This is a genomic window from Actinomadura atramentaria DSM 43919, from assembly GCF_000381885.1.
GTDB lineage: Bacteria > Actinomycetota > Actinomycetes > Streptosporangiales > Streptosporangiaceae > Spirillospora > Spirillospora atramentaria.
Genome location: NZ_KB907218.1, coordinates 25,135 through 36,934, shown reverse-complemented (window position 1 = coordinate 36,934; position 11,800 = coordinate 25,135). Strand labels below are relative to the sequence as shown.

The 11,800-nt window shown below is 75.0% G+C and carries 9 protein-coding genes and 1 pseudogene; 3 read left to right on the top strand and 7 right to left on the bottom strand.

The window, feature by feature from the left end; all coding sequences use genetic code 11:
• Window positions 1-8 precede the first annotated feature (8 nt).
• Window positions 9-1,448, top strand: coding sequence for a serine/threonine-protein kinase (locus tag G339_RS39085; protein WP_026341718.1), 1,440 nt, complete (start codon window positions 9-11; stop codon window positions 1,446-1,448).
• Between the two features lie 6 nt (window positions 1,449-1,454).
• On the opposite strand, the pseudogene rho reads toward G339_RS39085, so the two are convergent.
• Both rho and G339_RS40580 read right to left on the bottom strand, forming a co-directional pair.
• Window positions 1,455-2,552 (bottom strand): annotated as a pseudogene (gene rho / locus G339_RS40585) (transcription termination factor Rho); the annotation flags it as partial.
• Window positions 2,553-3,060: 508 nt separating this feature from the next.
• The gene (locus G339_RS40580) at window positions 3,061-3,813 is read right to left on the bottom strand and encodes a hypothetical protein (RefSeq protein WP_019633517.1); all 753 of its coding nucleotides are present in this window, start codon (window positions 3,811-3,813) and stop codon (window positions 3,061-3,063) included.
• 246 nt (window positions 3,814-4,059) lie between these two features.
• Between G339_RS40580 and G339_RS0123490 the strand changes: the two genes are divergently transcribed.
• The gene (locus tag G339_RS0123490; RefSeq protein WP_019633516.1) at window positions 4,060-4,839 is read left to right on the top strand and encodes an enoyl-CoA hydratase/isomerase family protein; all 780 of its coding nucleotides are present in this window, start codon (window positions 4,060-4,062) and stop codon (window positions 4,837-4,839) included.
• Window positions 4,840-5,187: 348 nt separating this feature from the next.
• Here the strand turns inward: G339_RS0123490 and G339_RS0123485 are convergent, their stop codons facing one another.
• The 4 genes from G339_RS0123485 to G339_RS38120 form a co-directional block, all read right to left on the bottom strand.
• Window positions 5,188-6,087 carry a hypothetical protein gene (locus G339_RS0123485; RefSeq protein ID WP_019633515.1) on the bottom strand — a complete coding sequence of 300 codons (900 nt, stop codon included), beginning with the start codon at window positions 6,085-6,087 and terminating at the stop codon, window positions 5,188-5,190.
• Between the two features lie 133 nt (window positions 6,088-6,220).
• A complete protein-coding gene (locus tag G339_RS0123480; protein WP_019633514.1) occupies window positions 6,221-6,865 on the bottom strand; it encodes a response regulator in 645 nt (214 codons plus the stop codon).
• Window positions 6,866-6,875: 10 nt separating this feature from the next.
• Window positions 6,876-8,156 (bottom strand): sensor histidine kinase, encoded by a 1,281-nt coding sequence (locus G339_RS0123475; RefSeq protein ID WP_019633513.1) that lies wholly within the window; start codon window positions 8,154-8,156, stop codon window positions 6,876-6,878.
• 108 nt (window positions 8,157-8,264) lie between these two features.
• Window positions 8,265-9,905 (bottom strand): polysaccharide deacetylase family protein, encoded by a 1,641-nt coding sequence (locus G339_RS38120; RefSeq protein WP_019633512.1) that lies wholly within the window; start codon window positions 9,903-9,905, stop codon window positions 8,265-8,267.
• Window positions 9,906-9,964: 59 nt separating this feature from the next.
• Between G339_RS38120 and G339_RS0123460 the strand changes: the two genes are divergently transcribed.
• Complete coding sequence (locus G339_RS0123460) at window positions 9,965-10,666, top strand: SDR family oxidoreductase (protein ID WP_019633511.1); 702 nt, start codon at window positions 9,965-9,967, stop codon at window positions 10,664-10,666.
• Here G339_RS0123460 and G339_RS35020 read toward each other — a convergent pair.
• A complete protein-coding gene (locus G339_RS35020; RefSeq protein ID WP_019633510.1) occupies window positions 10,626-11,300 on the bottom strand; it encodes a TetR/AcrR family transcriptional regulator in 675 nt (224 codons plus the stop codon). The genes G339_RS0123460 and G339_RS35020 overlap by 41 nt on opposite strands.
• Window positions 11,301-11,800 lie beyond the last annotated feature (500 nt).

The window sequence follows — 11,800 nt, the reverse complement described above, 5'->3', positions numbered from 1 at the left end:
TAAGGCTCATGGGTCTTGAAGGGTTGATACCGCTCGCCCGGCGGTATCGCCTGCTCGCCGCGGTGGGCCGCGGCGGGATGGGCACGGTCTGGCGCGCGCACGACGAGCTGCTGGACCGCGAGGTCGCCGTGAAGGAGGTGCGGCTGCCGGGCCGGCTGAGCGAGGGCGAGCGCCGCATCCTGTGCCGGCGGCTGCTCGGCGAGGCGCGGGCGACGGCCGCGCTGCGCCATCCGGGCGTGGTCGCCGTCCACGACGTGGTCGTCGAGGACGGGCGGCCGTGGATCGTCATGGAATTCGTGCGGGCCCGGTCGCTGCAGGAGGTCGTCGCGGAAGACGGCCCGATCAGCCCCGTCCGCGCCGCCGAGATCGGACGCGCCGTGCTGTCGGTGCTGCGCGCCGCGCACGGCAGGGGCATCCTGCACCGCGACGTCAAACCCAGCAACATCCTCATCGCCAACGACGGGCGGGTGCTGCTCACCGACTTCGGCCTCGCCACGCACATGGAGCGCGGCCAGCAGATCGCCGAGACGCTCGTCGCCGGGATCGAGGGATCGCCCGCCTACCTCGCGCCGGAACGGGTGCTCGGGGAGGACGCGGGCGAGGCGTCCGACCTGTGGTCGCTCGGCGTCACCCTCTACACGGCGGTGGAGGGCGTCTCACCGTTCGCGCGGGCGCACGCGCTCGCGTCGATGGTCGCGGTGCTGCTCGGGGACTACCCGCCGCCGCGCCGGGCGGGCGCGCTCACCCCGGTGATCGGCGCGCTGCTGCGCCGCGAGCCGCTGGAACGGCTCACCGCGCGCGACACCGCGCGGCTGCTCGCGGACGTCGCGAACCCGCCGCTGCCGGACCCGCGCGTGTCGTGGCCGCAGCGCGTCGGCGTCGGGCTCGCGGCCTGGCGGCCGCGCGTCGGCGCGGTCACGAGCGTGGCGATGTTCGCGGTGCTCGCCGTCGTCCTCGGCGCGTGGACGGCCCGGTGGAACGCCGTCGGGCAGGGCGACGCGGCGCTGAAGGCCGTCCCGGACGGGGCGGCGCGCGCGGCGACGTACCGGGAGCCGGCCGGGTACTCGGTGGACGTCCCGGCGGGCTGGACGCGGCGCGCGACCCGCGACGGCGTCGAGTGGACCGACGCGGCGGGCGGCCGGACGCTGCGGATCGTCCCGGCGCGCGGCGACGCCCTCGGCGGCCTGCGCGGCGACGAGCGCGCGGCGCTGGAGTCGGGCGTGCTCCCCGGCTACCGCAGGCTCCGCCTGGAGGCGATGCCGGGACTCGGGCACGCCGCGGCCGAGTGGGAGTTCACCTGGCGCGGCGGCGGCGACGAGCCGGCGCGGCACGGCCTGCGCAGCAGGATGCCGGGCTTCGAGTTCGCGTTCACCGCCCCCGACGACCGGTGGACGCCGGCCCAGCGGGTCTACGACCAGATCCTGCGGACGTTCCGCGCGCGGAGCTGACGCCGCTCAGGTCGTCTGCTGCACCCGCAGCAGGAACTCGGCGTTGGACTTGGTGCCCTTCATCTTGTCGAGGAGCTGCTCGACGGCCTGCTGCGCGCTGAGGCCGGACAGCGCCCGGCGCAGCCGCCAGTTCAGCGCCAGCTCCTCGGGCGTCATCAGCAGTTCCTCGCGGCGGGTGCCGGACGCGTCCAGGTCCACGGCGGGGAACACGCGGCGGTCGGCGAGGCCGCGGTCGAGCTTCAGCTCCATGTTGCCGGTGCCCTTGAACTCCTCGAAGAAGACCTCGTCCATGCGGGAACCGGTCTCGACCAGCGCGGTCGCGAGGATCGTCAGGGAGCCGCCGTTCTCGATGTTGCGGGCCGCGCCGAAGAACTTCTTCGGCGGGTACAGCGCCGTGGTCGCGACGCCGCCCGCGAGGATGCGGCTGTTGGACGGCGCGGCGAGGTTGTACGCGCGGCCGAGCCGGGTGATGGAGTCGAGCAGCATGACGACGTCGTGGCCCTGCTCGACGAGCCGCTTGGCGCGTTCTACCGACAGTTCGGCGAGCGCGGTGTGCTCCTCGGCGGGCCGGTCGAACGTCGAGTGGATCACCTCGCCGCGGATGGAGCGGCGCATGTCGGTGACCTCCTCGGGGCGCTCGTCGATCAGCACGACCATGAGGTGGACGTCCGGCTCGGAGACGGTGATCGCGTTGGCGAGCGCCTGGAGGATCATCGTCTTGCCGACCTTGGGCGGCGACACGATGAGGCCGCGCTGGCCCTTGCCGATCGGGGCCATCAGGTCGATGACGCGGGTGGCGAGCGGGCCGGTGTCGAGGCGGAGCCGCTCGTTCGGGAACAGCGGCGTCAGCTTGCCGAACTCGGGCCGGTCGGCGGCCTCGCGGGCGGGCAGCCCGTTGACGGACTCGACGTGGACGAGCGCGTTGAACTTCTCGCGGCTCGACTTGGGCGGCCGGGCCGTTCCGGCGACCGCGTCGCCGGGCCGCAGGTGCGCGGACCTGACCTGGGTGAGGGAGACGTACACGTCGTCGGGGCCGGGCAGGTAGCCGGACGTCCGGACGAACGCGTGCTTGTCGTGGACCGACAGGATGCCGGTGAACGGGATCGTCGCCTCGGCGGCGGTGGCGTCGGCCGGGGCGGCGGGCGCGGCGGCCCGCGCCGTCTGCCGCGGGACCCGGGCGGGGAGCCCCGGTCCGGGGGGCGCGGCGCGTTCGGGGGAGATGGTGCTGGGCAATGGATGTCCCTTCTCGGGTGGGTACGGCGATTCACGTCCCACCTGGTTTCCTTCCCGCGGGCGGCGGCGTGACCCGTGCGCTTCGCGGCAGGACGAGAGTGAATGCGGCTCGTGGATCGGCGTCGGCCCTGGATCGGCGCGGGTCGCGGAGACCCGGGCGGATCGGCAGAGCCGGTTTCGGCCCCCTTGGTGCGATGGCCGGGGACGCGGATCGCGCGTCTCCGGCGCGGACGATCGGGGAACTCGGTTCACCGGGCGCTCAGATGGCTCGGATGACAGGGGGACGCCGGGTCCGCTCATTCCGCGGAAGAACGAGGCGTCTTTCCCGACAGTACAGCACGGAACGGGGGCTGCGCATTCCCCGGCGGACCGGGTTCCGTCACCTTCGGCGGCGCGACCCGGAACCGGAGGAATGCCTGATCGTGGGCTTGCGCGTGACGGGTTTGCGGTAGGTCGGGCGGGGGTAGGGCGTGTATTTCGGTCGGCGGGTGGAACGGTAGGTGGGACGGCCGGTTTCGGGGTCGTCATAGGTCGGATAGGGCCGGTATCCGGCGGACGGGATCGGCGGCCAGGACGATCCGGCGGGGCACGCGGAGTCCTTCACGGTCTTTCCCTTGAGGTGCGCCGCCGCCGAGGCGGTGACGGTCGCGGACTCGTCCAGGTCGAGCCCGGCCAGCTTCGTGGGGAGCGTGACCAGGACGGCGTCGCCGCTGGTCGAGACGGTGCCCGCCACGGGTTTGCCCGACGCGGTGACGCGCCAGCGGCCGCCGCGCAGCGTCGCGTCCACGGGGACGCGCGTGCCGCCCCTGCTGAACGTCGTCGTGTAGATGGCGTCCGCCTCGACCGAGGGCGGCGCGGAGACCGTGAACATCGCGACGACCTGGCCGTAGGCGCGTTTCCAGGTGACGTCGCGCAGGTCCGCCCAGCGCGCCCGCCCGGCGGGGCGCTCGTCTCCGGCGGGATCGACGCAGTGCGCGCCGCTCACGGCCGCGACCGGCGCGGTCCTGGTCGGCAGCGGGTCCACGCGGCCCGTGCTGCGACTCGTGCCGCAGCCCGTCACCGCGACGGCGCCCGCCGCGGCGAGCAGGACGGCCTTTCCGGCCCCGCCCGCGTTCGTCCTGCGCTGGTTCATCGTGCTCTCCCGGGACGGCGTGGTCGTGTTCCGTTTCGATCGTGCGGCCCGGCCCCGGGTTCCGCCGCTGACCGTAAGCGGACGCGGTGAAGATCAACACGGCGGGGCCGGACGCCGGCGCGGCGGGCGCGGGGCCTAGGGTCTGTCTCAACGCGGCCACGGCGGCCGGGTGCGCCGATCCGCCGGGTCGACGCGCCGCCGGCCGCCCGGCCGGCCGACACGACCGCGGTGAGCGGGAGGGACGATATGACCGGTGGGCCCGCACTGCGCTGCGCCGTCGCGGACGGCGTCGCGACGATCACCATCGACCGGCCGGCGAAGCGCAACGCGATGACGGCCGCGATGTGGCGCGAACTGCCCGGCGTCCTCGCGGTGCTCGCCGAGGACCCCGACGTGCGGGTGCTCGTCCTCACCGGCGCGGGCGGCGACTTCTGCGCCGGGGCCGACATCTCCGAGCTGCCCGACATCAACCGGGGCGACGACGCGCACCTGTCCACGCGCGCCGAGGAGGCCCTGGCGGCGTTCCCCAAGCCGACGATCGCGGCGATCGACGGGTTCTGCGTCGGCGGCGGCTGCCAGCTCGCGGCGGCCTGCGACCTGCGGTTCGGCACCGAGTCCGCGCGGTTCGGGATCACGCCCGCCAAGCTAGGGATCGTCTACCCGGGGCCGGCGACGGCGCGGATCGTCCGGCTGATCGGGCCGTCCGCCGCCAAGTACCTGCTGTTCTCCGCCGACCTCGTGGACGCCGCGCACGCGCTGCGGATCGGGCTGCTGGACGAGATCGTCCCCGCCGAGGGGCTGGCCGCGCGGATCGCGGCGTTCACCGCGACGCTCGCGTCCCGCTCCCTGCTGACGCAGCGCGCCACCAAGGAGATCGTGGACGCCCTCGCCGCCGGGGAGCCGCACGCCGAGCGCGTCGCGTACTGGCGCGACGAGGCCGAGGCGGGCGCCGACGCGGCGGAGGGCGTCCGCGCGTTCCTCGACCGCCGTGCCCCGGCCTTCACCTGGACGTCCCCGCGTCCCTGACCCGGGACCGCGCCGCCCGTCCGCGCGGTCGGGCGATTCGCCCGCCCGCGCGCCCGTAGCTGACGGCGACGAACAGCGCCGTCCCCGCAGGGCGATTCGCGCGCCCGCGCGCTCGTAGTTGACGGCGGCGAACAGCGCCGTCTCCGCGGGGCGACTCGCGCGCTCGGGTGCCGAGGACGTCGGCGGCGGTCGCCGCGACGCCGAGGCCGCGCACCCGCGCGCGCTCGGGTGCCGAGCGGCGCGGGCGCCGACCGCACGCGCCGCGCGGTTGCGCCGACCGCACGCGCCGCGCGGTCCTGCCGCGTATCTCACGCGGCGCGCTCCCCAGCGGTCTCGCGTCGCGGGCGGTCAGGCGTCGACCGTGCCCGGGTCGAGCGGGTGGGCGTCGATGTCGTGGTCCGCGGCGGGGCGGGTCGCGGGGACCTCCGCGCGGTCCTCGGAGTCGGGCGGGGACGTGGGGAGGTCGCGGTAGCGGGCCGGGGCCAGGCGGTGCAGGCGGGCCGCCGCGTCCTTGGGGTCGGCGACGGGGTCGCCGCCGCCGTCGCGGGTGAGCTCCGCCAGCGGCAGCACGCCCGCGACGAAGTCCTCCGCGGTGCGCGCCACGACGAACGGCCCGAGCTGCGCCCCGCCCGGCCCGGCGTCGCGCAGCGCGGCGAGCAGGTCGCGGACGGCGTCGTCCGGGTCGCCGTTCAGCGCGCCCAGCAGCTCGATGAACTCGGCCTCCAGCGCGCGCGGGCTGCGGCCCGTCAGGTACGACCGGACGTGCCACATGCCGTCCCCGCCGGGTTCCGTCGCGGGCAGCACCAGTTCGGCGGCCAGCCCGTGGCGCAGCGCGAAGCGGTCGAACGCGCGGGTCAGCGCGGCGCGGGCGGCGGGGTCGGCGGCGGCGAACGCGCCCGCGACCGTGTCGGGCGGCGGCGCGCCGAGCGACGCGGCGACGGCGACGTCCAGCCGCCGCCCCAGATGCACGCGCAGGTCCAGCACCTCGTCCGCGAGCGCGTCGAGCCGCCGTTCGGCGAAGCCGAGCCGCTGCTCGGCCTGGTCGGCGGCCGCGGCGGCCGCCGCGCGGTCGGCCGCGTCGGCGTCGCGGTCGCGGCGCAGCTCGGCGAGCCCCTCGGTCGCCAGCGTCAGCCGCCGCTCCAGCTCCGCCAGCGCGGGCCCGGACACGGCCGCGTTCTTGCGGTCGAACGCCAGGTACAGCTCCCTGCCCGCGATGGCGAGGCAGAGCAGCGCCAGGATCACCGTCATGATCGCCCTCCCCTGGGCCGTCTCGCCGGGCACGGCCCGTTCCCATCGTGCGCTCCGACCGGCGGAAAACGGCGCCGAACCGGGGTGTTGATGTCCTTCGCCCGGCGTCCCGCGCCCGTCGATCGTTGACCGGTCAGCGGTTGAGGTAGGCGAGGACCGCGAGCACACGGCGGTTGTCGTCGTCCGACACCGCGAGACCCAGCTTGCCGAAGATGTTCGCCGTGTGCTTGGTGACAGCCCGTTCGGTGACGACGAGCTGCTGCGCGATGGCCGCGTTCGACCTGCCCTGCGCCATCAGCTCCAGCACTTCCAGCTCGCGCGGGGTGAGCCGCGAGACGGGCGTGTCGCGGCCGCCGCGCGCGACGAGCCGGGCGATGACCTCCGGGTCCATCGCGGTGCCGCCCGCCGCGACGCGCCGCACGGCGTCCACGAACTGCGCGGCGTCGAACACGCGGTCCTTGAGCAGGTAGCCGACGCCGCCCGCGCCGTCGGCGAGGAGTTCGCGGGCGTACAACTGCTCGACGTACTGCGACAGCACCAGGACGGGCAGGCCGGGGACGCGCCGCCGCGCCTCCAGCGCCGCCTGCAGCCCCTCGTCGGTGAACGACGGCGGCAGCCGGACGTCGACGACGGCGACGTCCGGTTCCCGCTCGTTCAACGCCTTGAGCAGCGACGGGCCGTTGTCGACGGCGGCGACGATCTCGAAGCCGTGGCTCTCCAGCAGACTGACCAGGCCCTCCCGCAGGAGGGCCAGGTCCTCGGCGAGGACGACGCGCATCAGCGGTCCGTCAGATCGTCGCGGCGGTCAGGTCGCACGGCAGCTCCAGCGTCACGGTGGTCGGGCCGCCCGGCGGGGAGTTCAGGGCGAGGACACCGTCGAAGGTACCGATGCGGCGCTCGACGCCGCGCAGTCCGGTGCCGCCGTCGAGTGTCGCGCCGCCGCGGCCGTCGTCGGTGACGGAGATCCGCAGCGTCCCGTCGGCGTGGCGCAGGTCGATCCAGACGCGGTCCGCACCGGAGTGCTTCGCGGCGTTCGTCAGCATCTCGGCGACGGCGAAGTAGCCGGCGGACTCGACCGGCGCGTCGGGCCGCCCGGGCAGGTCGGCGGTGACCTCGACGTCGAGCGGGTGGTCCAGGGCGAGCGCGCGGACGGCGTCGGCGAGGCCCCGGTCCGCGAGGACGGGCGGGTGGATGCCGCGCACGAGGTCGCGCAGCTCCGACAGCGCCTTGGCCGACGACTCGCGGGTGCGGGCCAGCAGCAGCCGCGCCTTCTCGGGGTCCTTGTCGAGCAGGTGCTCGATCGCGCCGAGGCTCATGCCCATCGCGACGAGCCGCGCCTGCGCGCCGTCGTGCAGGTCGCGTTCGATGCGGCGCAGCTCGGCGGCGGACGCGTCCACCGCGTCCGAGCGGGTCTCGGTGAGGTGCCGGACGCGCAGCTTGAGCCGGGACGCCTCGGTCGGGCCGAGCAGCGCCCTGCCCCAGCGGCCGTACGCGCCGAGCAGCTTCGGGCCGAACGCGAAGCCGAGCGCGACGAGCACCGCGCCGACCGCGACGGTGGTGAGCCGCCGCGCGGGATCGTCGCCGTAGGACCCCTCCACGTGGACGAACAGGTAGTAGTCGTTGCCGCCCGCCTCGCCGATGGCCCGCCCGGCGAACGCCGCGATGATCCAGCCCCACACGCCGTACAGGACGAGGAGGGCGGGCAGCGCGCCGGTGACCAGCACCGCGTACGGCTCGACGGACATCCACAGCAGGTCCCGCCAGGTCGCGGGGTCGGAGACGATCCGGACGAACCGCTTGTGGACGGGCTCGCCGGGCACGTCCGGCAGGTACGGGCGGTCGATCCGCTCGCCCGTCGCCGCCGCGATCTGCCGCCGGTACACGTCGGCGAGGCCCCGGAGGACGACGGTCAGCGCGGGCGTCAGCACGATCCCCAGCCCGATCCCGACCGCGGTCAGCGACGTCAGGTACACCGCGCCGAGCAGCGCCGCCGGGAGCGCGAGCAGCAGGAAGCACAGGCTCCGGGCGGGGGCGCGCAGGTGTTCCTGCAGCCGGGTCGTGGGTTCCACCGGGTCCTCCTGGACTGTCCGTTTCGACTATAGGACCAGTCTTCGGGAGGGCGGCGGCGCGCGCAGTGTGCCCGCGCCCCGGACCGGGGGTGTACCTGGCTACACCCCTCAGAGCGAGGTGAACACCAGGCCGCGCTTCTTCAGCTTCGGGATGACCTTCTTCAGCGCCGACAGCGTCTGCGACCGGTCGCCGCCGCCGTCGTGGCAGAGCAGGATGTTGCCGGCCTTCGCCGTCAGCAGCGTCCTGCGGATGTGCCCGACGCCGGGCCGCGACCAGTCGCGCGGGTCCACCGACCAGTCGATCGGGATCATGTCGTACTCGGCGATCATGTCGTAGACGCGTTTGGACCAGTCGCCGCCGGGCGCGCGGAAGAACTGCGGGACGATCCCGGCCGTCTGCGCGATCTTGTCGTGCGCGTGGACGATCTCCCGGCGCAGCCGCTTCTCCGGCAGGCCGCTCAGCATCGGGTGCGTCCACGTGTGGTTGCAGATCTGGTGCCCGGCGGCCGCGACGCGCTGGACGAGCTTCGGCCACTCCGCGACCTGCTCGCCGATCATGAAGAACGTCGCGTGGATCTGGTGCTCTTCGAGCAGGTCGAGGACGCGCGGCGTCCACGTCGGGTGCGGGCCGTCGTCGATGGAGAGCGCGATCGTGTTCGGCGGCGGCGCGGGGGACAGCTCGTCCAGGTACCGGACGGGGTGCTTGGCGGTGGTGAGCTTGGCGGGGGTCCACGACGCGGGCCGGGGCGTCGGCGTCGGTTTCGGCGTGGGCGTCGGGGACGGGTGCAGGACCGCGCGCGGCCGCGGTTCGGGCACCGGCGGCCGCGCGGCCGCGACGCGAGAGGTGTTCACATGCGCCGCGTCGGCGCCGCCGAACGCCGCGACACCGGCCGCTCCGCCCAGGAGCAGCAGTGCCCTGCGACGGGTCGGCCCGTTCTGCTCACTTTCCGCCACGGCCCCAACGGTAGTGGCGTTCGAGGGGGTTGTGCGGCCCAAAACCCACCCCAATCGGCGTGTCCGCAGGTCGGAAGACGTAGATCGGTACGAATCGGCCAGTGTCCAGGTGGCGGGGAGGGCGTCGGGGACCGCGTCGAGGGCCTCGGGGGTGCGGGCGCGGAGCCAGAGCCAGTCGCCGTCGTGGCGCAGCAGGACGTCCGGTCCGGCGTACCAGCGGATGCCGTCCGGGTCGGGGTACGCCGGGAACGGAAGGCGCTGGTAGGCGGTGTCGAGGCATGCGTCGAGGCCGTCCACCGGCTCGGCGTCGCCGGCGAGGTCCTCGTCGCCGAACAGCGACTCCGACAGGACGACCTCGACCAGGGCCAGGGACAGGCGGTCGAGCCACGGTTCCCAGCGTTCCTGGGTCTTGTCGAGAAGGTCCGTCCACATGGCGGTGGGCGGGTCCGGCTCGGCGGCGGACGCGAGCGGGAAGCCCCAGTCGACGACGGACTGGTTCTCCGTGCGGTACACCAGCGCGCCCTCGAAGACCTCCCACTGGTGCGGCGCGAGCAGGCGGTCCTGGTTGCTCGTCAGGTCGGGGCGGCGGCCGAACAGGCCGTACGCCTCGCGGAGCGCGGCGGGGAGCGGGCTGCCGAGGCGGCGTTCGGCCTCGTCCAGCTCGGCATCCGTGCAGCCGTCGTCCTCGGTCAGCGGGGTCGTCCAAGCGGCGGCGAAGCGGCGGACGAAATCCCACAAGGCGGGGCGGTCCGTCAGATCGGTCGGGGACTCGGCGGCGGCGTCGAAAGCGGTCACGCGGGGGACGCTAGCCGCGTTTGACCTTGAGCGCGCTCCAGGTCGTAGCTTCGCCGGTCATGAGCGAAGCACCCGTAACCCTGATCACCGGCGGCTCGGCGGGCATCGGCGCGGCGACCGCGCGCCGCCTGCTCGACCGCGGCCACCGCGTCGCCGTCACCGGCCGCGACGCCGACCGCCTCGACCGGCTCGCCGCCGACCTCGGCGCGCCGGACGGCCTGCTGCTCCTGCCCGGCGACGCCGCCGTCCACGAGGCCGTCGCCGCCGCCGTCGCGGCCGTCGTCGGGCGGTACGGGCGGCTCGACAACGCCGTCGCCAACGCGGGCTTCTCCGTCCCGGGCGACCTGGAGACCGGCGACCCCGCGACGTGGCGGGCGATGGTCCTCACCAACGTCCTCGGACCGATGCTGCTCGCCAACGCGGCGCTGCCCGCGCTCAAGGAGACGCGCGGCCGGATCGTCATGATCGGCAGCGTCGCCGGGTACATCAACCGGCCGGGCAACGTCTACGGCGCGACCAAGTGGGCGATCACCGGGCTCGCCGAGAACACGCGGCGGCTCGTCACGCAGTACGGCGTCGGCGTCACGCACATCGCGCCGGGCCGCGTCGACACCGATTTCTGGGCGCCCTACGGCGGCGTCCCGGACGGCGTCGGGCTGACCGCCGAGCAGATCGCGGACGCCGTCGCGTGGGCGATCGAGCAGCCCGCGAACGTGGACGTCAACACGGTGACGATCCGCCCGATCGGCCAGGACGCCTGACCGGCCGCGCGGGCCCGGCGGCGCGCAGCAGGCTGCCGACATGGTCGACGATCGACGGGCGCAGCGCCGGGAGCGCCGCGTGCTCGCCGGTCGCGACCTTGCCGCTGACCAGGCCCGCGATGCCGCCGACCAGCATCCGGCACGCGAACGCCGGGTCGGGCAGGCGGCGCCAGCGGTCGTCGGCCAGGAGCAGGTCCGAGATCAGCTCGACGAAACCGCGCTGCACCGCGTACCGGTGCGCGGCGGCGTCCGGGCCCACCGCGTGGACCTCCAGCAGGAAGACGCGGGCGCGCGGGCCGTCGCCCGCCAGCTCCTCCAGGTAGACGCGCAGGGCCCGGTCGAAGCGGTCCAGCGGCGGGCCGTCGCCCGCGAGGGCGGCGGCCACCGCGGCCAGGATGCGGTCGGCGGCGCGCTGGTACGCGCCGAGGAAGCACGACTGCTTGTCGGCGAACAGCTCGTAGAAGGTCTCGCGGGAGACGCGGGCCCGCTTGAGGACGTCCGCGACGGAGCAGCGGGCGTAGCCGCGCTCGGCGACCAGCTCGGTCATGCTCTGGAAGAGGCGGTCCCGCTGGGACGCGGCGACCTGCTCGCGGCTCAGCCGGTGACGTCCGCGCGGCAGGGTGCCGTAGTCCACGGCGCACAAGGTACCAACCGCGCGTGGCTTCGCCCACATTGCGAACAACGCTGTACGCAAAGGTGTTACGGTCGTGACCCGCGAAGCGGGGCCACCGGCTTCGCGGACAGGCCCGGCGCGGCGGCGGGCGATCCGCCGGTACGCCACGGGGGCCGAGCCGGCCGGACGCGCCCGCCCGCCGACCCCGCCGCCGGGGCCCGTCCCGCAGCCCTATCGACGCCCGCTCCACGCCCGTTACTCCGCCCTCGCCGCCGGACGGCGGTGTCGGACGGCGGTGTCGGACGGCGGTGTCGGCCGTGGAACGTCGGTCCGGGGACGGCGCTGCGGTGCCCGCCGTTCGGCGTTCGCGCCGTCTGGAGAACGTCGGCGCCGTGGATGCGCGGAAGGCGGTGTCGGCCGTGCGGTGTTCGCGCCGCTCGGCGAGCGTCCGCGCGGCGTTCACTGGCGGCGTTCACGGGCGGTGCGACGGTCACGGGCGGCGTTCACGGGCGGTGCGACGG

What these genes read in the sequence shown, in the direction of transcription:
- G339_RS0123480 (WP_019633514.1), bottom strand. Translation starts at nt 6,865, where the DNA reads ATGCGCGTCGTCCTCGCCGAGGACCTGGCCCTCCTGCGGGAGGGCCTG.
- G339_RS39085 (WP_026341718.1), top strand. Translation starts at nt 9, where the DNA reads ATGGGTCTTGAAGGGTTGATACCGCTCGCCCGGCGGTATCGCCTGCTC.
- G339_RS0123485 (WP_019633515.1), bottom strand. Translation starts at nt 6,087, where the DNA reads ATGACGGTGATCCTGGCGCTGCTCTGCCTCGCCATCGCGGGCAGGGAG.
- G339_RS0123460 (WP_019633511.1), top strand. Translation starts at nt 9,965, where the DNA reads ATGAGCGAAGCACCCGTAACCCTGATCACCGGCGGCTCGGCGGGCATC.
- G339_RS0123490 (WP_019633516.1), top strand. Translation starts at nt 4,060, where the DNA reads ATGACCGGTGGGCCCGCACTGCGCTGCGCCGTCGCGGACGGCGTCGCG.
- G339_RS40580 (WP_019633517.1), bottom strand. Translation starts at nt 3,813, where the DNA reads ATGAACCAGCGCAGGACGAACGCGGGCGGGGCCGGAAAGGCCGTCCTG.